Here is a 23,839-nt window from a genome sequence, read left to right on the forward strand (position 1 = left end):
AAGGGTGCGCCTCGGGAGCCTGCCTCTTCATGGACCGCCGTAACATTCGTCTCGCCGCCGCCCTCCTGCTCGGCGCCTCCACCCTGGCCGCCTGCGGTCAGGCCGAGGTCGGCGCGTCGCCCGCCCCGACTGAAGTAGCGGTGGCGACCGCGGAAGTCGCGACCGTCATCCCGATGGACGACCTGCCGGGTCGGGTGGTCGCCTTCCGCACCGCGGAAATTCGCCCGCAGGTGTCCGGCGTCGTGACACGGCGGCTGTTCGACCAGGGAAGCGAGGTCCACGCGGGCCAGCCGCTGTTCCAGATCGATCCCGCGCCCTATCAGGCGGAAGCCGAAGGCGCACAGGCCGCGCTTTCGCGCGCGGTCGTCGTGGCGGACCGCGCCAAGGCGCAAGTCTCGCGCCTGGCGCCGCTGGTCGAGTCCGACGCGATCAGCCGCCAAAGCTACGACGACGCGGTGGGGGCCAAGGCCCAGGCCGAGGCTGATTTGGCGGAAGCGCGCGCGACCCTGCGCCGCCGCGGCGTAGACCTGAGCTTCGCGACCGTGAAGGCCCCGATCTCCGGGCGGATCGGAGAAGCGCAGGTGACCGAGGGCGCCCTGGTCGCCGCCGGCGGCGCGGGTCCCATGGCCACCGTCCAGCAGATCGACCGGGTCTATGTCGACGTCCGTCAGCCGTCGGCTCGCCTCGAAGCGCTCCGCGCCATGGCGGGCGGCGGCGCGGGCCGCGAGGTGGAGATTCTCACCCCCTCCGGCGCGCCATACCCGCGCAAGGGCAGGATCCTGTTCTCCGGCGTCACGGTCGATCCCGCGACCGGCGACGCCATCGCGCGCGTCCAGATCGATAATCCCGATCGCGCGTTCCTGCCGGGCATGTTCGTCCGCGCCCGTCTGCCGCGCGCGCCGATCCAGGGCGCCGTCCTGGCGCCTCAGCAAGCGGTGCTTCGCGATGGCGGCGGCAAGCCGATCGTCAGCCTGGTGAACGCCAGGGGCCTCGTCGAGACCCGCGCCGTCGAGGTCGGGGACGTGGTGGGCGGCCGCTACGTCGTGACTCGCGGCTTGAAAGCGGGAGAGCGCGTCATCGTCGAGGGACAGGACCGCGTCACGGCCGGCGCCCAGGTCAAGACCGTCCCGTTCCAGATCGGAGCGCGTTAGTCCCATGCCGAAGTTCTTCATCGAGCGGCCGATCTTCGCCTGGGTGATCGCCATCGCCATCGTCCTGGCGGGCCTGATGGCGATCCCTCGCCTCCCCGTGGCGCGCTACCCGGTCGTGGCGCCGCCGACGGTCAGCATCTACGCCAGCTATCCCGGGGCCACGCCCCAGGCCATGAACGACTCGGTCGTCGGCCTAATCGAGCGGGAGCTCTCGAGCGTCAAGAACCTGCTCTATTTCGAGTCCTCGACCGACACGTCGGGCTCGGCCTCTATCACGGCCACCTTCAAGCCGGGCACGAACCCGGAGCTGGCCCAGGTCGACGTCCAGAACCGCCTGAAGACGATCGAGCCGCGCCTGCCCCAGACCGTGCGCCAGACCGGGGTCAGCGTCGAAAGCGCGGCGTCCAACTTTCTGATGATGGTCAGTTTGCGCAGCGTCGACGGGCGCGACGACGAGGTCGCGCTCAGCGACTACATGGTGCGCAATATCGCCGACGAGCTGAAGCGCGTTCCGGGCGTCGGCCGGGTGCAGATGTTCGGCTCCGAGCGCGCCATGCGCATCTGGGTCGATCCCAATAAGCTGACGGGCTTCAATCTCGCGCTGAGCGACGTCACCGCGGCGATCGCGGCCCAGAACCAGCAACTCGCGCCGGGCGCCCTGGGCGGCGAGCCGACGGTCAAGGACCAGCGCGTCACGGTCCCGCTGACGGCCGACGGCCAATTGCGGACCGTCGAGCAGTTCAAGGCCATCGTGCTGCGCGCCAACACCGCCGGCTCGCGCGTCACCCTGGGCGACGTCGCCCGCATCGAGCTCAACGCGGCGAACTTCAATTTCGCCACGCGCGAGAACGGACAGCCGGCGACGGCGCTGGGGGTTCAGCTGTCGCCCGGCGGCAACGCGGTGCGGACCGCGGCGGCGATCCAGACCCGGCTCGACGAGCTGCAGAAATCCGCGCCGCCCGGCATGCAGTTGGCCATCCCCTTCAACACAGCGCCGTTCGTCCGCGTCTCGATCGAGAAGGTCGTCCAGACCCTGGTCGAGGCCATGGCGCTGGTGTTCCTGGTGATGTTTCTGTTCCTGCAGAAGATCCGCTACACCCTGATCCCCGCCATCGTCGCGCCGATCGCCCTGATGGGCGCGTTCACGGTGATGCTGGCGGCGGGCTTCTCGATCAACGTGCTGACCATGTTCGGCATGGTGCTGGCGATCGGCATCATTGTCGACGACGCCATCGTCGTGGTCGAGGCGGTCGAGCGGATCATGGCGACCGAAGGCCTCTCGCCCAAGGACGCGACCCGCAAGGCCATGTCGGAGATGACCGGCGCGATCATCGGCATCACCGCCGTACTGGCGGCGGTCTTCATCCCCATGGCCCTGGCAGACGGATCGGTGGGCGCGATCTATCGCCAGTTCACGCTGTCCATGGCCGTCTCGATCCTGTTCTCGGCCTTCCTGGCGCTGTCCCTGACGCCAGCCCTGTGCGCGACCTTGCTGAAGCCCATCGACGCCCACGCGCCGAAAAAGGGCTTCTTCGGCTGGTTCGACCAACGCTTCGACCGCCTGACCGACGGCTACGAGCGCCTGCTGGGCAAGGTGCTGCGCCGCGGAGGGCGCGCGATGGCCGCGTTCGGCGTCGTCGTCGCCGTCACGGCGGGCGCCTTCCTGGTGCTGCCGTCGGCCTTCCTTCCCGAGGAGGACCAGGGCTACTTCATGACCTCGTTCCAGTTGCCGGCCGACGCCACGGCCCAGCGCACCAGCGAAGCGGTCGGGCGCTTCGAGCACTACGCCCGCACGCGCCCCGCCATAGAGACGACCCAGGCCGTCACCGGCTTCAGCTTCTCGGGCCAGGGCCCCAACGCCGCGCTCGTCTTCACGATGCTCAAGGACTGGAAGAACCGTGACGGCGCCACCAGCGCCGGCGAGGTCCAGGCCGCGACCGAGGCCATGAAGACCCAGCGCGAGGGCGAGGTCATGTCGATGATGCCGCCGTCGATCGACGAGCTGGGCAACTCGTCGGGCTTCACCCTGGCGCTGCAGGACCACGCCAATCGCGGCCCCGAGGCGCTGATCAAGGCCCGGACGCGCCTGCTGGAGTTGGCGGCCCAAAGCAAGCTGGTGACCGGCGTCTATCCCGACGGCCTTCCGGCCGGCTCGACGGTGCGGCTGGATATCGACCGACAGAAGGCCCAGGCCCTTGGCGTCTCTTTCGCGGCGATCGGCGACACCCTGTCGACCGCCCTGGGTTCCAGCTACGTCAACGACTTCGTCAACGCCGGCCGCCTGCAGCAGGTGATCGTCCAGGCCGACGCGCCGTTCCGGATGCAGATCGGCGACGTGCTGAAGCTGTATGTCCGCAACGAGTTCCGGCGGGATGGTCGCGCTGTCCGAGGTGGTCACTCCGGCCTGGACCACAGCGCCCGCCCAGATGACCCGCTTCAACGGCTATCCGTCGGTGCGCCTCACCGGATCGGCCTCGCCCGGCGTCTCGAGCGGTCAGGCGATGGCCGAGATGGAGCGACTGGCCGCCCAGCTTCCCGGGGGCTACGCGGTCGCGTGGACCGGGCAGTCGCTGCAGGAGAAGCTGGCGGGCGCCAGGCCCCCGCCTTGCTCGCCCTGTCGATGCTGGTCGTCTTCCTGGTCCTGGCGGCCCTCTATGAGAGCTGGTCGATCCCGCTTTCGGTGATGCTGGCCATCCCGCTGGGCCTGATTGGCGCTCTGGCCGCGGTGCTGTTGCGAGGCCTGCCCAACGACGTCTTCTTCAAGGTTGGCCTGATCACCATCATCGGCCTGTCGGCCAAGAACGCCATCCTGATCGTCGAGTTCGCCAAGGCCAGTCGCGCCCAGGGCATGGGGCTGACCGAAGCGGCCATCCATGCCGCCAAGCTTCGCCTGCGTCCGATCCTGATGACCAGCCTGGCCTTCGCCCTCGGGGTGGTTCCCCTGGTCATCGCGTCAGGCGCCAGCGCCGAAACCCAGCACGCCATCGGAACGGGTGTGTTCGGTGGGATGGTCACCGGCACCCTGCTGACGATCGTCCTGGTTCCCGTCTTCTTCGTCGTGGTCGTCGGCGCGGCGGAGCGCCTGTCGAGACGACACAACGCCGCCTCGGCGGAGGGCTGATCCATGCGTGCTCTGATCCTTTGTAGCGCGGCGCTGCTGGGCGCCTGCTCGGTCACGCCTCGGCTGGAGCTTCCGGCGGCGCCGGTGGCCGCTTCCTATCCCGTGCTTCAGGGCGGGGTGGCGGCGGATATCCCCGCGGCGAGATCACTCGCCTGGAAGCAGGTCTATGGCGATCCCAGGCTTCAAGCCCTCATCGGCCAGGCCCTGGAGCAGAGCCGCGATCTCCGGGCCGCCCTGTTGAGCGTCGAGGCCGCCCGCGCGGAACGCGGCGTCGCGCGCGCCGCCCTGGGGCCCGATATCGCAGCCAGCCTGGCGCGGACGCAGGAGCGCTCGCCGACCCAAGGACGAACGGACGCCTTCGCGGCCAATCTCGGGCTGACGGCGTTTGAGCTGGACTTGTTCGGACGCCTACGCGCTCAGTCCAACGCCGCGTACGAACGTTATCTCGCTAGCGAGACCGGCGCTCGTAGCGCGCGGATCGCCCTGATTTCCGCCGTCGCGACGGCCTATCTCGACGAGCGGCTGGCCGAGGAACAGCTGGCGCTGACCGAAGCCACGCTGTCGGACTGGCGCGCATCGCTCGACATCGCCCAGCGGCTAAAGTCGGCCTCGCAGGCCAGCGGCCTCGACGTCGCCCAGGCCGAGGGCATGGTGCGCCAAGCCGAAGCGGATCGCGAGGCCGGTCGTCGGACCCTCGCCCGGGCCCGCAATGCTCTTGAGCTCGTGGTCGGCGCGCCCGAACCGGCTCCGCTCCCGCCTCCCATTCCCCTGGCCGATCAGCCGCTTCCGACCCAGCTGGAGCCCGGCCTTCCCGCCGAACTGCTGGTTCGTCGACCCGATATCGCGCAGGCCGAGCACATGCTGCGCGCCGCCAACGCCGATGTCGGCGCCGCGCGCGCGGCCCTGCTGCCGAGGATCTCGCTGACGGGCGCGCTCGGCGGCGCCAGTTCGGATCTCGGCGCCGTGTTCGATCCCGCAAGCCGCGCATGGTCCTTCGCCCCCCAGATCACCCAGCCGATCTTCAGGAGCGGCCAATTGCGGGGCGCCGTGGCCTTGAGCAAGGCGCGCAAGTCGCTCGCGGTGACCGCCTACGAACGGCAGATCCAGGTCGCCTTCCGGGAAGTCGCCGACGGCCTGGCGGCCCAGGCCACTTTCGCCAACCAGGTCCATGTCCAGGAGGGCGTGGCCGAGGCCGCGGCGCGGCGCCTGCAACTCTCGGAGCTACGCTATCGCGCAGGCCTGGACGGTCGCCTAGAGCTGCTCGACGCGCAGCGCACCGACTATGCGGCGCGCCAAGCGCTGCTGTCGCTCAGACACGACCAGCTCGCGGCCATGGTCGCGCTCTACGCCGCGCTCGGCGGCGGTCTGGAGCCCACCTAGCGATCCCGTAAACCGCCGAACTTGAAGCCTCGTGAAAGACGATCCGCTCGCTCCCCCGACGCACGCCCTGGTCCTCGCCTACTTCGCGCGGCGCGAGGACATGCGTCGCTTTCTCTCCGTTCGGACCCGCGCGAGCGCGGACGTCGAGGACCTGATGCAGGATCTCTTCCTCAAGGTTCAGCGGGTGGATGGTGAGACGATCGAGAATCCATCGGCCTATCTCTACCGATTGGCGTCGAACTTGCTGCTGGACCACATCCGCGCTCGGCGACGCTCCGAGGCCCGCGACGCTGATTGGCGGCGCGTAAGCCACACAAACCTGGACGGAGCCGACATCACGGACGCACCAGACGCCGAGGCCGCGGTGGACGCTCGCTTGCGGCTAGAGCGATTGACCCAGGCGCTGGCGGACCTGCCCTCCAAGACGCGGCAAGTCTTCTGGCTGCACAAGTTCGATGGACTGACCCATGCTCAGACAGCCGAGCAACTCGGAATTTCGCGAAGCTCGGTCGAGAAACACATGGCGCGAACGCTCCAGCACTTGCTCACGAAAGTCAGGCGATGACGCCCTGATCGACTACGTCGCCCGAGGCGAGACGAACCTCCAAATCGCCGGTCTGAAAGGCGACGTCCCATGCACGAGGACGCCGGCCCCGGCGACTGTGTCTGGCCGGCGGAGGCCCCGCCGAGGCCGGACGCAGAGCGGCTTAACCCCGTCCATCTTCTCGGGGAAGATCACTGCAAGGGTGCTCAGATTTCGAGCTCCAGCAGCGGAACGAATTGTTGGCCACCGTGCATGTCGCGTTCGAAAGCGCCGCCCTGCGCGTGTCGGCGCGGATAGGCGTACTTGATCACCGCCAGATCGGGGACATCGACGCGCTTGGCCGAGCCCGGATCGAGCCGCAGCGCCTGCTCGATCGCCGTCGTGGCCAAGCCCGCCGCATCCCTGCTGCTGTCGTAGACGTCGCGCGAGGGGAAGAAGATATCGACGGTGATCCAGAACGGCCCCGCCGCTTTGGAGCGCACGTAGCGGGCGACGTCTTTCAGTTTGGCCATCAGGCGATCTCCGGGATGGGGCTGTCGATCATGTCGCGGCGGACCAGCTCCATCCCATCCTGTGTCGCAACGACATGGTTGAGTACGAACTCATAGGCGCGGCCGCGCTCGACCTCGGCCGGCGAGAACGGAAAGCCGTAGCTGGGCAGCTCCTTTCCGCGACGAACCGGGAAGTGGAAAAAGTAGGGATTGCAGGTCCTGGCAATGCGCGTGGCCAGGTCCTGGGTCTCGGCGGTGGCCACGAACATCAGGCCGATCTCGCGCGGCGGCGGGGTCCCTTCGGCGGCGGGAAGCCCCGAGACCGCGTTCCAGCCATAGGGGCGCAGCGAAATATCGAAGGCGTCCGGCGTCAGGCCCATGACCTTGCGCACGCGCTCGACCAGGGCCGCGTGAAGCGTCGCGACGAAGCCGTCGACCACCGCCAACACCGCCGGATCGGCGATACCGACCCACATCAGGGTCTGGAACGGCCCCAGCGCCGCGCCTTCCAGCTTCATCGTGTAGGGCCTGGGCAGGAATTGCGATCCGGTCACCCGGACGCCCCGCTCGCCGATCGCCTCGTACCGGGCGTGCGTCACGTCCAACACGCCGCCGGGCTCGGTCAGGATGAAGGGATCGCTGTTCTCGTACAGCATGTGCGAGGAGACGCTGTAGACGTCGCAGCGGTTCTGGCTGCTGAGCGGCCAGACCTCGAAGGCGTCGCGCCCGACCTTGATCAGCACGCCGCCGTCGGTGGGATCGACCGTGCAGAGCCCGCCGCATTCCGAGATCTTGCCCGCGTGCCAAGCCGCTCCCGCTCCCGCACCGCGCATCAGCGGCACGGCGGCGATGACGGCGGTGTCGGTGGTCCGCCCGCCCAGGACGATGTCGGCGCCGTCCTTCAGCGCGGCAATGTAGGGCTCGGGCCCCATCAGCGCGACGATATGCTCGCAGCGCTCGATCGTGGCCGCATCCAGCGGCCCCAGCGGCGCCAGGGGCAAGACCTTGCCGCCCTCCAGCTTCGCCAGCACCTGTTCGCGGCTCAGCTCCGAATGCAGGGTCGCGATCCTGGGATTCTGCCCAAGCTCGGTGGCGACCTCTTGCGCGATATTAAGCGTCCAGGCCACCCCGGCGTCGCCGCCGGCCGTGCCGCAGGTGCCGATGAGCAGCGGCACGCCATACTTCGCCCGCGCCGCCATCAGCACGCGCAGGTCCGATTTCACGGCCTCGCGGCTGTACTTGGAGACGCCCGTCGCCAGGCAGGACGGACCGCTGTCGGTCGAGCCCGCGTCCAACGCGATGGCGTGGGCGCCCTGTGTCAATCCCGCCTCCACGTGTTCGGGATCGATGCCGGCGCCCAGCGCGCCGACGGGGACGACGACGAGGGTGTCTTCGAAATCGGTCATGATGCGCTCCGCGCGAGAACTGAGGCCGCCCGCGCCTCGGCGGTCGGGGCGACGGAAGAATTTCCGGACAGGGGGACAGCGCCGAAGGCCACGGCGGCCAGAATCATCAGCGTCATCAACGCCACGGCCCACTTCAGGCCAAATCGCTGCATCGCGCCGACATCAACCTCGAGCAGGCCGGCGACCAGATAGATGGCCGCCACAAGCGGGCTCAGCACATGGACCGTCTGGCCCAGCAGCGAGGCGCGGGCGATGGCTTCGGGCGCGATGCCGTAGGCCTGTCCCATCTCGGCGATAATCGGAACGATGCCGAAGAAGAACGCGTCGTTGGACAGGAAGAAGGTCATGGGACCGCTGGCGAAAGCGGTGACCACGGCCAGATGCGGTCCCCAGGACGGGGGCAGCACGGCGAGGAAGGCCTTGCCCATCTCGCCGACCATGCCGGTTCCCTCCAGGACGCCGGTGAAGGTCGCGGCCGCGAAGACCAGCACGACGATGCCCATCACCGCCGGGGCATGAGCGGCCAGGCGCGCGCGCTGGTCGTCCAGCCTTGGATAGTTGAGGGTCAGGGCGATCGCGAAGCCGACCATGAACACCACCGGCAGCGGCGCCAGGCGCAGGATGGCCGCCAGAAGCACCGCGATCGTCAGGCCCAGGTTCAGCCACCACAGCTTGGGTCGCGCCACGGCGGCCTGGGCGGGATCGACCCGCCAGACGTCGGGAGCCAGGTCCTGCACGCCCAGTCGTCGGCGCTCCACGTCGCCCAGACGCCAGGCCAGGGCGGCGACGCCCAGCAGCCCGACCGCCATGACCGGGATCAGCGGCAGGAAGATCGCATTCGGGTCGACCTGCAGCACCGCCGCCAGCCGCGCCAACGGCCCGCCCCACGGCACCATGTTGATGATGGCGTTGGACGATCCCAGCAGCACGGCCAGAATCAGCGGGTTCATGCCCAGTTGGCGGTAGATCGGCAGGAAGGCGGTGATCGTCACCATGGCGGTCGTCGCGCCATCGCCGTCCAGCGAGACCATCGCCGCCACCGCGGCCGTGCCCAAGGCGACCTTGCGCGGATCGCCGCCGACCATGGCCAGCACCCGGTCCACCAGCGGCCGAAACAGTCCCGCGTCGATCATCACGCCGAAGTAGAAGACCGCGAACAGCAGCACCGCAGCCGTTGGGGCCAGCTTCACCAGGCCCTTGACGATCATCGGCCCCATGGCCGGACCAAAGCCGCAGAACGCCGCGACCAGGACGGGCACGAGTATCAAGGCGACCACGGCCGACAGCCGCCGGGTCATGATCAGCGTCATGAAGACGGCGACCATGCCGAACCCGGTGACGGCGAGAAGCGAGGAGTTCACCGCCGCCCCCTCAGTAGCGCCAGCGCAGGGTCGCGCCGTACGTCCGGGGCGGACCGAAATAGGCGAACTGGCCGCCCGCGAGAATGTACTGGTGGGTGATGGTCACCTCGTCCGTCAGGTTCTTGCCCCAGAGCATCGCCTCCCAACGTCCGTCGGGGCTGCGATAGCCCAGCCGCGCATCGACCAGGGTCCGCGCCGGCCGGACGTTGATAGGATTGTTGTCGATATCGTCGAAGATGAAGCTCTCGTAGTTGACGTCCACCGCGCCGAACGCCGTCCCGCCGCTCGCCAGCGCCCGCTCGTAGGCCGGCGACAGCGAGATCTTGTGGCGCGGATTGCGGTTCAGCCGGTTGCCCGACAGATCAGCCCCACCGGTGACGAGATCGACGAAGCGCGCGTCGGTGAAAGCGTAGGCCGCGCCCAGCGAAAATCCGCCGCCCGGAGTCCACTGCGCCGTCACCTCGGCCCCACGGATGCGCGCCGAGCCCGCGTTGGTCGTGATGGTGTCGAAGCCGACCGTCCGGCGAACCTGCAGGTCGTCGTAGTCGATCCAGAACAGGCTGGGATTGAACAGCAGGGTGCGGCCCAGCAGCTGGCTCTTCAGGCCAATCTCATACGACGTGGCGATCTCGGCGTCGAAGGGCGTGGCGGCCGAGGTCGGCGTCGAGGGGGTGTCCTGGTAGCCGCCACTCTTGAAGCCCGTCGAGACCGAGCCATAGACCATGGCGGCGTCGGACAGTTCATAGTTGCCGCCCAGGCGCCAGGTCAGCTGGTTCCATGAGTCCGAGGCGCGCACCGCATAGCGGCTGGCTGCGCGGACCAAGGCCGTGCTGGCCTGGGTCGAGACGCCGTAGTCCTTCTTGTCGCGCGAATAGCGCAGGCCGCCGAAGAGCTTCAGGCGATCGGTCAGGGCGTAGGTGACATCGGCGAAAGCCGCGGCGCTGTCGGTCACATTCTTCTGGTCGTACTGGTCGCGAGCCAGGAACGTGTTCGACGGCGCCGGTGGGCTGTCCAGCACCAGCAGATCGGTGCGGCTGGTGTCGGCGCGGTAGAGATAGAGCCCCGTCACCCAGGACAGCGGCCCACCCGGCGCCGCCGTGAGACGCAGTTCCTGGCTCCAGAACTCGGTCTCCTCGTACTGGCCGCCGCGGATATTGATGCGGTTGGTGGTCGGATTGCCGCCGTCGCCATCCCCGAAGGAGTCGTAGTCCAGCCAACGATAGCTGCCGACATACGACAGGATGGCGGCGCCGAAGTCGTAGTCGAGATTGAACCTCAGGCCGTAGGTGTCGCGATCGTCGTCGCCGTTAATGTCCATCCGGGTGACGCCCGGATCGCGGTCGACGGCGGCGCGCCAGACCGCCGCGCTGGAGCTGGCCGGATCGACGCCGATCGTGTGACGCGCGGGCAAGGTGGCGCGATTGCGCGTGCCGTCGGCGGCGATCAGGGCCGTCAGGCGGTCGTTCGGCTTGAACAGCAGTTGGGCGCGCAGGCTCTGGGTGTCCTCGTCCTGCACGCGATTGTTCAGGTAGAGGTTGCGCACGAAGCCGTCGTGCTGGCGGGTGCTGGCGCTGATCCGCAGGGCCACGGTGTCGCCCAAGGGCAGGTTGGCGTAGGCCGCCAGCTCGCGCCGGTCGTAGTTACCCAGCGTCGCGGCGACGCTCGCGTCGAAGCCGGCCAAGCTGGGCCGGCGGCTGACCACGTGCAGCGCGCCGCCGACGACATTCTTGCCCCAAAGCGTCCCCTGCGGCCCCTTGAGCACCTCGATGCGCTCGACGTCGAAGGCGTCGAAGGCCACGGCCGCCGGCCGGCCCATATAGACCTCGTCGATGAAGACCGCCGTCGACGGATCGCCCGCCGCCCCGCGGTCGGACGAGCCGATGCCGCGGATGGCGGGCCGCGGCTGGCTGGTCGGGAAGGCGTCAAAGTTCAGACCGACGGTGCGGTTGGCGACCTCGCTCACCTCGGTGATGCGGGCCTGCTCGACCTGCTTGGCGCCGAAGACGTTCATGGTGATCGGCACGTTCTGGACGTTCTCCGCCCGGCGCTGGGCCGTGACCACGACCTCCTCGATCGTGGCGGACGGCTGCGGTGCGGTCGAGACCTGCGCGGCGGCGGCCGACGCCGTGGCGGCCAATGCGACGCCCAGCGGGGCCGCGGCGAAGATCGCCTTCTTCATGGCTGTTTCCTTTCCCTCTGATGCGGCTCTACGGCCGCCTTGAGCGCAAGGACACACAGCGCATCAATGTTCGTCAATCTTGACGAATTGCGTCAATGTTTGGAGAAAGGCGCATGAGCGATGATCTTTACATGGACGCGCCGGAAGCGGCCGAAGCGCTCGGAATCTCGGTTCCGACGCTGTACTCGTATGTCAGTCGCAAGGGGCTGCGGTCGTTCGCCGTGCCAGGCACCCGGCGCCGCCGCTACTGGCGCGCCGACATCCTGGCGCTGCTGGCGTCCTTCGAGCCGCAGGGCGGAGAACCGCCCGCCCCGTCCACGCGCATCACCCTTCTAACGGCCACCGGCACCTATTATCGCGGCCATGACGTCGTCGACCTGGCCGACCGTGCGAGCGTAGAGGATGTCGCGGCCTTGCTCTGGCAGGCTCCGGCGGATCAGATCTTCACGAATCGCCTGCCGCATGCGCCACTCATGCTCCCGGCGATGCTGGCCGCTCTGCAAGACGCCCCAACGCTCGACCGGGCGATGTCGATGCTGCCGCTGATCGAGCGCGCCAACCCGCGGGCCTTCGACCTGTCTCCGGCCGGCTTCGCCGCCTCCGGCGCGGACGCCCTGCGCTGGCTGACGGCGCTGATCCTGGGCGCAGACGCACCGTCGCCCGCGCCGGTGCATCGCGCGATCGCCGACACATTGGGCGCGGACCTGGTTTTCGCCGACCTGATCCGGCGCGCTCTGATCCTGATCGCCGACCACGAGTTCGCCGCCACCACCCACGCCGTGCGGGCGGCGGCCAGCACAGGACTGACACCCTATGCGGCGGTGCTGGTCGGCCTGGTCGCGGCCACCGGTCAGAAGGCCAAGATCCAGCGTTACGAAGCCGTTCGCCGTCTGGTGTTGGAAATCCTCGGCGCCGCCGATCCAGCCCAGCCGATCATCTCGCGCTTCCGGGCCGGTGAGGACCTGGCGGGTTTCGAGACCCTGCCGATGCACAGGGGTGGCGACCGGCGCGCCCAGGCCCTGCTGTCGGCCTGCCGCGCCGGCCTGGTCCACGACCCTCTGTTCCAGCGGCTGGAGACAGCCGTTGGCGTCGTCACGGACCTGACCTCGCGCGAGCCGGGCGTCATCGTGCTGCTGGCCTTCCTGGGTCATCGCCTGGGCCTGGCCGGCAATGAACTGGCGTTGGGCACCATCGGCCGGGCCATCGGCTGGATCGCGCACGCACAGGAAGCCATGGCCGAGCCGATGATCGGTCGCAGCGCCCGAGCCAGCTATGACGGGCCGCTACCGACGGGCGCTTTGGAGAGGGGGTCGGGAGGCGGGATATAGGCTTGTGACGCCCGATTGCCCCATTGGCTTGCATCGTCTGAGGATCAGCCATTCGAGCTTGACCACGTGCGCCGAAATCGCCCGCCAGACTCCGGCGCGGCGAACATGGACGTAGGCCGATGTCGGCGGCCGCGGCCGCCGACCGAGAGCCGACCGCGATCGTCATCGAGATCGACCAGATCGATCGAGCGAAACTGACGAAAGCGCAACTCACCGCCCTTGCCGATGTGAAGCGCTATTTGCTGGTCATTTCCGGATGGATGCGCAGCGCATCGCCGACACGCGGCTTTCCCGCCAGACCCGCGATGCGCGGGAGAGCCGCGATGACGATGTCCAGCGAGACCTTGTTGAGCGACCGATAGATAGCGGTCAGGTCCTCGAAGCGCCAATCACCCAAGCCCTCGGCCGGATTGGATATGACGACCAAGCTCGCGTAGTTGACGCCGGCCATGCGGGCATAGGCCATTTCGGATCCCACGTTCATGGTCACCATGTCGCCGCCGATCTGCTTGAAGAAGCGGATCTCGGCCGGCGTCTCGAACCGCCCGCCCGCCGCCTGGATCACCACGCCGCCCTTGTGGACCCTGATGTCTTTCAGCGAGGCGTCGGCGGCTAGGCGCTTGCGGGTTTCGTCGACCAGGATGTCGTCCAGAAGCGGGTCCGTCGCCGGCGTGTAGCGCGGCAGGATGGTCTCGCCCGTGGTGTAGATCTGCTTGGGCAAGGCGCGCGGTCGCGAGATGTTGAAGTCGATGAAGTCGCTCGGGACGACGAAGTCGCGAGTCTTCATCTCGGGATTGACGCCGCCGGCCGTCGCCCCGCCGATCGCTTCCTTGACGCCCAGCTTATAGAGCGCCGTCCAGGTCTCTACCCAGCGCCCCTGCCCGTGGCCGTGGATGTAGTAGAAGTCGACGCCATTGGCCTTGCCGCACGCGATCTCGGGCGACTCTCCCACCGGAGTTCGGATGCGGAACGTCTGACCCAGGTAGCTGGAATTCAGCAACGCGTCGTTCAGATAGGTCCCACCGATGACGGCGATGGTGGCTTTGCATGGCGCGGTCGCCACGGTCTGGGCCATGGCCATTCCCGCCGAGACCATCGCCACAAAGCCCGCCAGAGCGGATCCCAAGGCGAATCTCCAGCCGGCTCCGCGCCCCGGCCTGGCGAAACCTGTTCTCGCGTCGAGCAGGCGCCCGCGCGACGGGCGCAACGCGCCAACACATTCGGCATCGGTCGCCGATCTCACGCCAGTAAGTAACAGCTTCATTATCCAACACCCCGCGCGGCCACGTCGCCGCTATCTGTCTAGCGACGAAGAACGAGGTCCGTCGCCATAGCGCGCCTGGCTTCAGGGACGTCGCGCGCATCCCGCGCGAATTGCCCTCTTATTTGGCGTACCGGCGCCCTCCTCGGGGGCACGGTGAAGGATCGGGAAGACCTATGAGCGGCAAGGCCTCGCAAGGCGCGACTGGAACGACAGCCGCGCTGGACCGTCACTTCGGGATCAGCGCGCGGGGGTCCAGCGTTCGGACCGAAATCCTGGCCGGGGCTACGACATTTGTCGCGATGGCCTATATCATCATGGTCAACCCGGCGATCCTGTCCGATGCGGGCCTTCCGGTCGCCGCCGTGGCCGTGGCCACCTGCATCGCCGCCGGATTCGCCACCCTGGCCATGGGCTTGGTCGCCAACGTGCCCCTCGCCCTGGCGCCCGGCATGGGCTTGAACGCCTACTTCACCTACACCGTCGTGCTGCAGATGGGCGTGCCCTGGCAGGTCGGTCTGGGCTGCGTGTTCCTGTCGGGAGCGATCTTCCTGCTGCTGACGGCGGCCGGCGTCCGGCAGATGATCATCGCGGCCATTCCCGTACACCTCTTCGCCTCCGTCGCTGGCGGCATCGGCCTGTTCATCGCCTTCATCGGTCTGAAGAACGCCGGCATCGTGGTCAGCAATCCGGCGACCTTCGTGGCCCTAGGCGACCTGCGTCAGCCAGGTCCCGCCCTGGCGCTTCTGGGGCTGCTGCTGATCGCCGGCCTCAGCGCCTGGCGGGTAAAGGGCGCCCTGCTGATCGGCATCGTCGTCACCAGCATCATTGCCTGGCTGTGCGGCCAGGTCGTTTTCACGCCTCAGCCCTACAGCCTGACCGCGATGACGCAGACGGCGTTCAAGCTGGATATCGCCGGCGCCCTGGGTTTCGGCGGACACGGCCTGGGCCTGTTCGAGATCATCTTCGTCTTCCTGTTCGTCGACATCTTCGACAACATCGGCACCCTGGTGGCGGTGACCAAGCGCGCCGGCCTTGTCGACGCGGTGGGCAAGATCCCGGGCCTGAACCGCATCCTGACCACTGACTCGGTGGCGACCATGGTCGGAGCCGTGGTCGGCACCAGCACCGTAACCAGTTATGTCGAGAGCGCCGCTGGCGTGCAGGCCGGCGGCCGCACGGGCCTGGCCTCGGTGGTGACCGGCATCCTGTTCCTGCTGGCGGTGTTCGTGGCGCCCTATGCCCAACTGGTCCCCGCGGCGGCGACAGCCCCCGCCCTGATCATCGTCGGCGGCCTGATGATGGCGCCGCTGGCCGAGGTCGACTGGGACGACGCCTACACCGCCGTGCCGGCCTTCCTGACGCTGATCATCATTCCCCTCACCTTCTCGATCGCCAACGGCCTGGCGTTCGGCGTCACGGTCTTCGCGGCGCTGAAGATCGTGCGCGGCCAGGCCCGACGCGGCGACTGGCTGCTGTTCGTGCTCGCGGGCCTGTTCGTCGCCCGCTTCGTCTGGATGACGGCGGGCTGAAACAGGACAGGCTCTACGGGGCGAGCTTCGGGACGATGGCCTTCATCTGGGTCTCGAAGGTGTCGAAGGCCCGCTCCAGACGCCACTGATCGCGCGCCTTGGGGCTGGTCTTCAGCACCGCCGCGCAGGGTCCGGACGGCGTCGGGCCGCTGGCGTCGGCGCAGGGACCATCCCACAGGCTCGCGCCTTGCAGGAAAGAGTAGGTCAGGCTGTCGCGCGACATCTGCTTCAGCTGACCGTAGCGCACGCCCTGTTCCAGCACCGCGCGCATGTATTCGTGGGTCAGATCGCTTCGTGAAACGCCCAGGTCGTCCGTAGACAGGGTCACGGGCACACCGGCGGCCAGATACAGCGGCAACGGATGGTCCTTGCCCTTCACGCCCAGGATGACGTCGTTGCTGGTCAGGTTGATCTCGACGGCGATCTTATCGCGGGCCATGCGCGCCAACAGCTTTTCGGCGTCGTCTTCATAGGCGATGTCGACCCCGTGGCCGATACGGCGGGCCCCGGCGATTTCGACCGCCTCGGCGATATGGAAGCGCAGGTCGCGCGGCGGCGTCAGGCCCATGGCCAGCTCGCCCGCGTGGAGGGTCAGGGGCACGTCGGGATACAGCGTCTTGAAGAAGGCGAAGAGGCGCATGTGCAGCCGGTAGTCGCGCAGCGACACCGGCCCGTCCTCGGGCTCCAGGATGTTGATCCCGACGTAGCGCGGGTCGGCCTTCACCAAGGCGAAGGCGGCGGCCATCTGGCCAAACACCACCTCCGGCGAGCGCTGGCGCGAGATCGACAGCAGATAGCGCAGCGTCACATCGCAGGCCGGCTCGGGCTTGGCGGTCTCACAACGATTGAGGGCGGCGATGGCCTTGTCGTTGGCGTCAGCCTCCGCGACCGCCGCCGGCGTAGCCTTGGCGATGGCTGGTTTCAGCTGATCGAGACGGGCTTGCAGGATCCTGGCGTCCAGGCGCTGAGGCGGCGAGCCGTCGGCCGTCTGGACCCACGGATCGGCCCACGGGATGGCGGCCGAAGCCTGGACGACCGCCCGCGAGGCGCTCGAGCCAGCCATCAACTCCAGATACAGGGTATTGTCGAGCGCGGCCTGGCGCAGAGCCTCGGCCTGGATCCGCACGCCGCGGTCCTCGCCGCCGCCCCGTCCCGAGCGGCCAAAGGTGCGGAAGAAACGACGATGGCCGGAGATTTCCGGATCGCCTACCCCCTGCTCGAAGCGGCGGGTGGAGAGCGCATCGACGATGTCGCTGTAGAGGTCGGGGTCTCGCTCGGGCAGGCCTTTCAGCGCAACCCGATCGGCGTTGGCCTCGCCGGCGCAAGGGGCCGATACCAGGGACTGGGTCGACCTGGAGAAACAGCCATCGGCCGCCGCGGCCCAGGCGATGAAGTCCTCGGCATAGGTGCCGCCGCCCGCGTGGTTGTGCAGGTCCGCGCCCTTGGGCAACTTGGTCAACAGCACGCGCAGCAACGGCGGCGACGTCGCCGCCTTGGCGAACAGGGCGTCCAGCTCGGTGTCCGCGGACGTCCCGGCGATCGCCGGACAGGCGGACGCCAGGCAGCTGGCGGCGAACAGGGCCACGAGAGCCTTCATGGATGCGGACATCATGCGCTGCCCCTGATATGGAATCGGCCCCGGCGCGAACGCCGGGGCCGAAGCTTAAGCGGTGAAAACTAGAACTCGAAGCGGGCCCCCAGGCGGACCCGCCAGACGCCCAGTTGGGCGTTCGGCTGCAGGGTCGGCTTGGTGAAGGCGGTGTAGGAATACTGATTGCAGCTTGAGCCGACCTGCTGGGCGCAGGCGACGTTCACCACCGAGGTCAGTGGGTTGTAGGTCCTGTAGGAGCCCCAGTCGCTGTTGATCAGGTTCAGCAGGTTCTCGACATCGCCGAACAGCTTGAACCGAGCCGAGCCGAGGAACGGCGCGGGCACCTCCTGTTCGACGTGCAGGTCGACCTTGAAGTAATCCGGGGACTTCTCCGTATTCTTGCCGATCACGCCCTGGCTCAGGTCGTTGGCCCGCACGAAGTCGCGGAACGCCTCGTAGACCGCCGTCGAGGCATAGCTGACCTTGGAGTCGGCGGTGATGCTCGACACGTCCGGCACGTACAGCAGGTAGCGGTTGCCGCCGCCGGTCGTGCCGAACAGGGTCGAGCGGCTGTTGGACAAGGTGGTGTTCATCGTCAGGCTGTAGGGCGAGCCCGAACGCAGTTCCCCGAACAGATTGAAGCTGGTCTTGTAGTCGCCGAAGAAGGCGTGGGCGTAGTCGATGTTGAACTTCCAGTTGTCCCGCACCTCATAGCTGGACCGGCCATACGCCGGCTGGTTCGGATCGACCATCGGCTGGCCGCCATAGGTGCCGCTGGCCGTCGAACCGCCCGAGGCGTAGCTGCCCATGTCCGACAGCGACTTCACGTCCGAGTAGGTATAGCTGATGCCGGTATCCAGGCCGAAGTCGAAGGACTTGCTGGCCCGGGCGACGGCGATGACCGACTTGCCCTTGTCGGTGCTCAGCATGGCCAGGTCGCTGTTGGCCGTATTGGTGTAGGTGTCGGCATAGATCGGGCGGCCGTCGGCGCCGTCCCGACCTTGGTCAGGCGCAGGTCGGTATAGTAGGCGGCGGAGTCCGCGCGCCCATAGAACAGGTCCGCGCCGAAACGCCAGCCGTCACCCAGTCGCTCGCCCAGATCGGCCACGTAGTCGACCGACAGGTTGGTCTTCCACTGCGCCGGTAGCTTGAAGGTCGGCAGGATGAACGAAGTCGGCGAGGCCCCGAGGGCGGAAGTGTTGGTCTGCAGGTAGCTGGACACCAGCGGGTCGATCTTGTTGCCCTGGACATTGTTCAGGGCCGCCGCGCAGATCGCCGCGGCGTTGGCCACCGTCGCCGGAATGGTGCAGCCCGTACCGCCGACGGCGCGGCCGATCGTGACCGTGTTGGTGAACACCCCGGCGTTCGAGAAGCTGTTGCCGACGAAGACGTCTGGCGCGCCGCCGTTGAACAGGCCCACGCCCGTGCGCACCGTCAGGCGATCGGTCGGCCGCCAGGTCAGGCCGACGCGCGGCTGGACAACCAGGTTGCCGTCGATATTGGCGTTGTTGGCGAAGCCGTAGCGATTGACGAACGACGTCTTGAGCGGCGCCTTGTCCTTCATCTCGTAGCCGTCGAAACGGACGCCGGCGGTGACGTTCAGCTCCGGCGTGATGTCCCAGCTGTCCTGAGCGCCAAAGGTCAGCTGATCATAGTCGAAGCTGGCGCTGGCGTCCGACAGCTTGCCCGTGATCGAGTACTGGTACAGAAGCTGGCCGGCCTGGCGGGCCTGGAAGTCCGCCAGGGAGTTCGAAATAGTAGGTGCCCAGCGAATTGGCCACGAACGTGTTGCTGATCTTCAGCCGGCTGTAGGACGCGTGCAGCTTGAAGGCATGGTCGCCGAGATTGTAGCGGGCGACGAATTCGGCGCCATACTGCTTTTGCCCGACGACGTCAGCCTGGCTGAAGGCTTCGGTGCCGAAGATCAGTCGCGGCGTCCCCGTCTGAGTGCACTGGTTCAGCGAACCGACGGCGACCGGGTCGAGGCAGACGGTGATGTCGCTGTAGCCTGGCGAGCCGAACGAGATCGGGACCTTCATCGAGTCGCGGTAGTTGACCCGCACCTCCGTGCTGAAGGCGTTGGTCCAGCGGGAGTTCAGCTGCAGGACGTGGGTCTCGACCTTTTCCGGCTCGTGAGTGGCGTAGGAGCCCAGGCCGAGGCCCGGCGAGGTGATTGACGAGCTGCCGCCGCTCAGCGCGATCGTCTCACCCTTGTTCTGGATGGTCGAATACGACAGGCGCTGGTTGTCGTTGATGTTCCAGTCGAGCTTCAGCGTCCATTTCTTGTCCTTTTCAGGACGGCTGGTCAGCACGCCGAGCGTGTCGTAGCCGTAGACCGACTTGGCGATCGAGGTGACCTGATCGACCTGGGCCTGGGTCAGGTTCGGAATGGCGTTGCCCGAACCGGGCGGGCCGAAGACCGACGGGACGGTCTCATCGAGCTTCTCGTAGGCGAAGGCGAAGAACAGCTTGTCCTTGATGATCGGCCCCGAGATGAAGGCGTTGCGCGTCTTGGAGGTCATCTCCTGCGAGAAGCTGCTGCCCTTGGACTTCGTGCCCATCAGGCTGTCGTCCGAATAGGTGTAACCGGCGGCGCCGGTGAACTTGTTGCCCCCCGAGCGCAGAACGACGTTGATCGAGCCGCCCTGGAAATCCCCTTCGGAGATGTCATAGGGCGCGATCTTGACGGACAGCTGCTCGATCGCGTCCAAGGGGATCGGGCCGCGCGCGCTGGGAAGGCCGCCTTGGTTCAGGCCGAAGTTGTCCGAGAAGCGCACGCCATCGACCGAGAAGCGGTTGGTCCGGCCGTTCTGGCCCGCGATCGAGACGCCGCGGGTGCTGGGATTGAACGAAGCGAACGGATCGCGACGGGCGATGTCGCGGATATCGCGAGACACCGAGGCTACGCTGGCGATGCTGTCGCGATCGAACACCGTGACCAGCGGGCCGCTCTTTTCCCCCCGAGTGGCGGTCACCACCAGGGCGTCGACCTGCGTATCGCCCACGGCGACCGGCAGGACATAAGGCTGACCCACGCTCAGGAAGAAGATTCTGCGAGGTCACCGGCGGGAAGCCCGGCGCGGTCACCGTCACGGTGTAGGGGCCGCCTGGACGCAGGCCGGTCAGGTTGAAGGCGCCGGCGCTGTTGGTGGTGGCGTTCGCGGTCGTACCCGAGGGCTCGTGCACGGCGCTGACGCTGGCGTTGACGGCGGCCGCGCCGCCGGCGGTCACCGAGCCCCGGATCGAGGAGGTCGTCTCCTGGGCGACGACCGTCGTTCCGGTGGCCGCCAAGGCGAGCGCGATGGCGCTCGCGGCATAAAGATGTCGCATTTGGGTCCCCTTGAGATGGTGGGCCACGGTCCCCCGAGCCACACCGAACTGAATCCGTTACGCCCGCCTCGCCTTCGACCGCGCTTGCGCGCCGAAGCGCATGGCCAGCCGTGAAGCGGAGTTTGCGGTGTTTCCCCCAACGGTCGGGACGCTTGGCGCGTCCTCGCGGCTGGACCGACCACGAGGGTCGATCCGCCGTTTCAGGTCGTTACTTCCCGTCGCCGGGAATCTTGTCGCGATAGACCGCCCAATTGCCCGAGAGCTCGTCGACGACCTTGCCGGCCACCACGAGGGCGGCGTAGGCGGCGGCGTCGCCGACCCCGGCATAGGGTCGGTTCATGCTGTCGACCGGACTTCTCGCCCGGAGCCTGCTGCGAGTAGTTGCTGGCGGTGCGCAGGACGACCAGCCGGTCGTAGTCGGCCTTGCCGACCACGGTGAGCCGCCGCAGCGCATTGGCGACGCCGGTGTCCTCCATGGCGGTCATCACGAACCGGCTCTTGCCGCCACTGAAGTCCGTGGCGAGCTTGGCGTAGCGCTTGGTCAGCATTTCGCCGTGCCAGTAGGCCTGGCCGGAGATTTCGTCGCCAGTCAGCACGAAGGGCGGCTTGGAGCCGTTCGGATAGCTGGAGAAGCGCGCCCGCGCCGTCTTCAGCGCTTCGGTGTCCGGGAGCTGAATGCCCTTAGTCAGCCCATAGGCCCAGTCACGCAGGCCCGTGTTGAGCGGATAGTAGACGCTATCGGGCCGGCCGGCGCGCGGCGGCTGGAACGGCGGATAGCCGCCTGGCCATTCCGGCGGGGCCTCGCGCGGATCGACCCACTTGCCGAAGTCGACGTCGATGACGTTGCCGATCCACGCCGCCGACCCGGGCGAGGCCTCGTTCGGATTGACCCCGGCGATGGCCGCGATCACCCAGTAAGCCTTGGAAAGGTCGAAGCGCGGATCCGTCGCCAGGGCGAAGGTGGTGATGGCCGCATGGTTGGTGCCCACGCCAGTGCGGACGATCAGGACGCCCTTCGCCGGATCGTAGCCCAGCGGCGCGACGCCGTTCGGGAAGTCCAGCGTCTGGGGCGCCTTGGCCATCCACGCCTTGTCTTCCAGCGCATAGGCCGTGACGACGACGACACGGATCGGGATGGGGGCGGTGGCCGTGGCCGTGGCCGTGGACGCGGCGGGCGGCGAAACCGGCGCCTGAGCCAGGGCCGACGTCGCCGTCATCCCGGCGAAGGCCGCAGCCAAAAGGGATCGGCGTGTCCAGGCGGACAAGTTCAACATGATCGCAAATTCCCCCAACTGGGCCCTGTAACGCTACGCGAAGACCCTGGCGCCGCGGCGGATGGCCGGGGACGCTGAAAGCCTTGTTCTGGTCGGATGCAATGGCGCGCGGCGCTCGCCGGTCAAGCGAGCGCGGGAGTGGAAATAAATTCTTACTTCATGTGACGCCGTACCGGGCAAGCTCGCGCCTGTGCTGCCGCTTAGCGCGGCTCCAGGGAGTTGCTCGTCGGTGGCGGGGCAGCCAAGCCCCTTATGCCTCGCCATTCCGCTCTCGGCGCGACAAGCTTCAGATCTTTTCGAAGTCTAGGCGTCATGCAAGGTCGAGGTTTCCCGCGAGCGCTTCTTCCAGCGCTTCTCCTGCTCTCGGCGGCCGCGCCGCCGCCGTCCGCCTTCGAGGTCGTCGCGCTAGGCGTCAACGGCGGCGTGGAAGAGCCGACGAGCGCCTACCATATCGTCGCCCATGGGAACCGGTCGGGCGTGATGTGCGACGTGGGCACGCTAGCTTCGGGCCTGGATCGGGCCGTGCGCAAGGGCCGCTACCCAGGGGCTGACTCGCGCGGACAGGTGATGGACTCCATCGCTGCCTACCTGATCACACATGCCCACCTCGACCATGTCGCGGGTCTTGTGCTGGCGTCTCCAGACGACACCCAGAAAGACATCATGAGTCTGCCGCAAGTGAACCAAGCGCTCGCGGATCACTATTTCAACTGGGTCGCATGGCCCAACATGGGCGACCGCGGCCCCTCGCCTCACATCGGCAAGTATCACTACAAGGACCTGGAACCTGGCGGGACGCCCGAGCCGATCGCAGGTACGGGCATGACCGTCACGGCCTACCCGCTGTCACACGGAGGGGTGACGTCGACCGCGTTCCTGCTCCGGAGCGGACCGGACGCCTTCCTCTGCCTGGGCGACACGGGTCCCGACGCGGTCGAACACGCGACGAACCTGGAAGATCTTTGGCGCGCCGTGGCTCCGTTGGTGCGGCAGGGGCGGCTGCGGGGAATGCTGATCGAGGTCTCGTACCCCGACCCTGTCCCAGCCGCCCGACTCTACGGGCACCTGACCCCGATGTGGCTGAACACCGAGCTTCAGACGTTGCGCGGCATGACGCAGGACGACGCTCGCATGCGGGCCTTGCCGATACTGGTCACGCACATAAAGCCTTCGGGAGCGGGGCCGTCGAGCCGTAGGTCGGTAGAGCGGCAACTGGAAAAGATCGGCTTCTTCAAATTCATGATAGCGGAGGAAGGGCGCAAATACGCTCTTTAGCCGCCGGATCACGTCGCCATCGGGTCGACCGCCTGTCTGACGTCCCCGCCCATCAGGCTCTGACCGCATCCTGAAAAATGGCCCAGCGCGAGCCGGGCCAGTTGATTGGATCTCTCAAAATCCGCGAAGGCGCGAAGCTCTCGCAGGCCTCCTTTCTGAGAGTCCTCCGACCGCATCTGGAAGAGAATAAGTCGCGACCAGATCGCCGAGGTCGCCATTCAACCATATTGCGCGAACGCGAGGCACGGGCTGAGTGAGCGATTGGCAGCCGAACGTCACGCGTCAAGACAGGATCCGATAGAGCGCCACCGGTCGCGGTTCGGACGAAATGGCGCGCCGCGTAAGGTCTCGCCCGAGAGCGCGGCAGTTGCGCTATCGCGCCGAACAGAGTCGGACGTCAGTACGCAACGAGATTTTCGACTACGGCTCGGCGGCGGCGCACAGCCACTTTCCCTATGTCTCTGGCGTCGACTACGTCGAGCTCACGCTGCGGCGTCGCCGCTGGAGCCGCCCCCAAAGCGGGAGCGCGGTGGTGGGTACAGATCACCCTCGCAAGCTCGCTTACGAGCACATTGTGCGTGCCACGATGGATGCCGCGCACGGGAATTTCGCGCC

Annotated in this window: 17 protein-coding genes and 2 pseudogenes; 9 read left to right on the forward strand and 10 right to left on the reverse strand. The window is 67.6% G+C overall.

Features of this window, described 5'->3' with window-relative positions; genetic code table 11:
* Nucleotides 1–29: 29 nt before the first annotated feature.
* The 5 genes and pseudogenes from ACHMW8_RS03385 (at nt 30) to ACHMW8_RS03405 (ending at nt 6,217) form a co-directional block, all read left to right on the forward strand.
* Nucleotides 30–1,151 (forward strand): efflux RND transporter periplasmic adaptor subunit, encoded by a 1,122-nt coding sequence (locus ACHMW8_RS03385; protein ID WP_395444747.1) that lies wholly within the window; start codon nt 30–32, stop codon nt 1,149–1,151.
* A gap of 4 nt (nt 1,152–1,155) precedes the next feature.
* A pseudogene (locus tag ACHMW8_RS03390) lies at nt 1,156–3,501 on the forward strand (efflux RND transporter permease subunit); the annotation flags it as partial.
* Between the two features lie 22 nt (nt 3,502–3,523).
* A pseudogene (locus ACHMW8_RS03395) lies at nt 3,524–4,272 on the forward strand (efflux RND transporter permease subunit).
* A 3-nt stretch (nt 4,273–4,275) separates the two neighbouring features.
* The gene (locus ACHMW8_RS03400) at nt 4,276–5,652 is read left to right on the forward strand and encodes an efflux transporter outer membrane subunit (protein ID WP_395444748.1); all 1,377 of its coding nucleotides are present in this window, start codon (nt 4,276–4,278) and stop codon (nt 5,650–5,652) included.
* Nucleotides 5,653–5,683: 31 nt separating this feature from the next.
* Nucleotides 5,684–6,217 (forward strand): RNA polymerase sigma factor, encoded by a 534-nt coding sequence (locus ACHMW8_RS03405; protein WP_395444749.1) that lies wholly within the window; start codon nt 5,684–5,686, stop codon nt 6,215–6,217.
* Between the two features lie 185 nt (nt 6,218–6,402).
* Here ACHMW8_RS03405 and ACHMW8_RS03410 read toward each other — a convergent pair whose 3' ends face one another.
* The 4 genes from ACHMW8_RS03410 to ACHMW8_RS03425 are packed head-to-tail and all read right to left on the reverse strand — an operon-like array spanning nt 6,403 to nt 11,633.
* Nucleotides 6,403–6,708 (reverse strand): DUF4387 family protein, encoded by a 306-nt coding sequence (locus tag ACHMW8_RS03410; RefSeq protein ID WP_395444750.1) that lies wholly within the window; start codon nt 6,706–6,708, stop codon nt 6,403–6,405.
* A complete protein-coding gene (locus ACHMW8_RS03415; protein WP_395444751.1) occupies nt 6,708–8,093 on the reverse strand; it encodes an acyclic terpene utilization AtuA family protein in 1,386 nt (461 codons plus the stop codon). Before ACHMW8_RS03415 ends, ACHMW8_RS03410 begins: the two co-directional genes overlap by 1 nt.
* Nucleotides 8,090–9,454 (reverse strand): CitMHS family transporter, encoded by a 1,365-nt coding sequence (locus ACHMW8_RS03420; protein WP_395444752.1) that lies wholly within the window; start codon nt 9,452–9,454, stop codon nt 8,090–8,092. Before ACHMW8_RS03420 ends, ACHMW8_RS03415 begins: the two co-directional genes overlap by 4 nt.
* 10 nt (nt 9,455–9,464) lie before the next feature.
* Nucleotides 9,465–11,633, reverse strand: coding sequence for a TonB-dependent receptor (locus ACHMW8_RS03425; protein WP_395444753.1), 2,169 nt, complete (start codon nt 11,631–11,633; stop codon nt 9,465–9,467).
* 113 nt (nt 11,634–11,746) lie between these two features.
* Here ACHMW8_RS03425 and ACHMW8_RS03430 point away from each other — a divergent pair, with 113 nt between their 5' ends.
* Nucleotides 11,747–12,961: a citrate synthase gene (locus ACHMW8_RS03430; protein WP_395444754.1), complete on the forward strand. Its 1,215-nt coding sequence runs from the start codon at nt 11,747–11,749 to the stop codon at nt 12,959–12,961.
* Between the two features lie 235 nt (nt 12,962–13,196).
* Here the strand turns inward: ACHMW8_RS03430 and ACHMW8_RS03435 are convergent, their stop codons facing one another.
* Entirely contained in the window at nt 13,197–14,087 is an 891-nt protein-coding gene (locus tag ACHMW8_RS03435; protein WP_395444755.1) for a hypothetical protein, read from the reverse strand.
* A gap of 311 nt (nt 14,088–14,398) precedes the next feature.
* On the opposite strand from ACHMW8_RS03435, the gene ACHMW8_RS03440 reads away from it, so the two are divergent.
* Complete coding sequence (locus ACHMW8_RS03440; RefSeq protein ID WP_395444756.1) at nt 14,399–15,754, forward strand: NCS2 family permease; 1,356 nt, start codon at nt 14,399–14,401, stop codon at nt 15,752–15,754.
* Between the two features lie 13 nt (nt 15,755–15,767).
* Here the strand turns inward: ACHMW8_RS03440 and ACHMW8_RS03445 are convergent, their stop codons facing one another.
* From ACHMW8_RS03445 to ACHMW8_RS03460, 4 genes are all read right to left on the reverse strand, one after another.
* Nucleotides 15,768–17,366 carry an adenosine deaminase gene (locus ACHMW8_RS03445; protein ID WP_395444757.1) on the reverse strand — a complete coding sequence of 533 codons (1,599 nt, stop codon included), beginning with the start codon at nt 17,364–17,366 and terminating at the stop codon, nt 15,768–15,770.
* A 65-nt stretch (nt 17,367–17,431) separates the two neighbouring features.
* Nucleotides 17,432–18,274: a hypothetical protein gene (locus ACHMW8_RS03450; protein ID WP_395444758.1), complete on the reverse strand. Its 843-nt coding sequence runs from the start codon at nt 18,272–18,274 to the stop codon at nt 17,432–17,434.
* A complete protein-coding gene (locus ACHMW8_RS03455) occupies nt 18,268–19,119 on the reverse strand; it encodes a TonB-dependent receptor domain-containing protein (protein ID WP_395445886.1) in 852 nt (283 codons plus the stop codon). Before ACHMW8_RS03455 ends, ACHMW8_RS03450 begins: the two co-directional genes overlap by 7 nt.
* Nucleotides 19,120–20,012: 893 nt before the next feature.
* The gene (locus ACHMW8_RS03460; protein WP_395445887.1) at nt 20,013–20,531 is read right to left on the reverse strand and encodes a carboxypeptidase-like regulatory domain-containing protein; all 519 of its coding nucleotides are present in this window, start codon (nt 20,529–20,531) and stop codon (nt 20,013–20,015) included.
* Between ACHMW8_RS03460 and ACHMW8_RS03465 the strand changes: the two genes are divergently transcribed.
* Nucleotides 20,473–20,664, forward strand: coding sequence for a hypothetical protein (locus ACHMW8_RS03465; protein ID WP_395446087.1), 192 nt, complete (start codon nt 20,473–20,475; stop codon nt 20,662–20,664). The two genes, ACHMW8_RS03460 and ACHMW8_RS03465, sit on opposite strands and share 59 nt — an antisense overlap.
* Nucleotides 20,665–20,875: 211 nt before the next feature.
* On the opposite strand, the gene ACHMW8_RS03470 is transcribed toward ACHMW8_RS03465, so the two are convergent.
* Nucleotides 20,876–21,949 carry a hypothetical protein gene (locus ACHMW8_RS03470; RefSeq protein WP_395444759.1) on the reverse strand — a complete coding sequence of 358 codons (1,074 nt, stop codon included), beginning with the start codon at nt 21,947–21,949 and terminating at the stop codon, nt 20,876–20,878.
* A 423-nt stretch (nt 21,950–22,372) separates the two neighbouring features.
* Here ACHMW8_RS03470 and ACHMW8_RS03475 point away from each other — a divergent pair, with 423 nt between their 5' ends.
* Nucleotides 22,373–23,224, forward strand: coding sequence for an MBL fold metallo-hydrolase (locus ACHMW8_RS03475; RefSeq protein ID WP_395444760.1), 852 nt, complete (start codon nt 22,373–22,375; stop codon nt 23,222–23,224).
* Nucleotides 23,225–23,839 lie beyond the last annotated feature (615 nt).

Origin of the sequence: Caulobacter sp. UC70_42 (assembly GCF_044056025.1) — a bacterium.
Classification (GTDB): domain Bacteria; phylum Pseudomonadota; class Alphaproteobacteria; order Caulobacterales; family Caulobacteraceae; genus Caulobacter.

Coding starts and splice junctions, on each gene's coding strand:
- ACHMW8_RS03385 (WP_395444747.1), top strand. CDS start 30: ATGGACCGCCGTAACATTCGTCTCGCCGCCGCCCTCCTGCTCGGCGCC.
- ACHMW8_RS03400 (WP_395444748.1), top strand. CDS start 4,276: ATGCGTGCTCTGATCCTTTGTAGCGCGGCGCTGCTGGGCGCCTGCTCG.
- ACHMW8_RS03410 (WP_395444750.1), bottom strand. CDS start 6,708: ATGGCCAAACTGAAAGACGTCGCCCGCTACGTGCGCTCCAAAGCGGCG.
- ACHMW8_RS03415 (WP_395444751.1), bottom strand. CDS start 8,093: ATGACCGATTTCGAAGACACCCTCGTCGTCGTCCCCGTCGGCGCGCTG.
- ACHMW8_RS03425 (WP_395444753.1), bottom strand. CDS start 11,633: ATGAAGAAGGCGATCTTCGCCGCGGCCCCGCTGGGCGTCGCATTGGCC.
- ACHMW8_RS03430 (WP_395444754.1), top strand. CDS start 11,747: ATGAGCGATGATCTTTACATGGACGCGCCGGAAGCGGCCGAAGCGCTC.
- ACHMW8_RS03440 (WP_395444756.1), top strand. CDS start 14,399: ATGAGCGGCAAGGCCTCGCAAGGCGCGACTGGAACGACAGCCGCGCTG.
- ACHMW8_RS03445 (WP_395444757.1), bottom strand. CDS start 17,366: ATGATGTCCGCATCCATGAAGGCTCTCGTGGCCCTGTTCGCCGCCAGC.
- ACHMW8_RS03450 (WP_395444758.1), bottom strand. CDS start 18,274: ATGCTGAGCACCGACAAGGGCAAGTCGGTCATCGCCGTCGCCCGGGCC.
- ACHMW8_RS03470 (WP_395444759.1), bottom strand. CDS start 21,949: ATGTTGAACTTGTCCGCCTGGACACGCCGATCCCTTTTGGCTGCGGCC.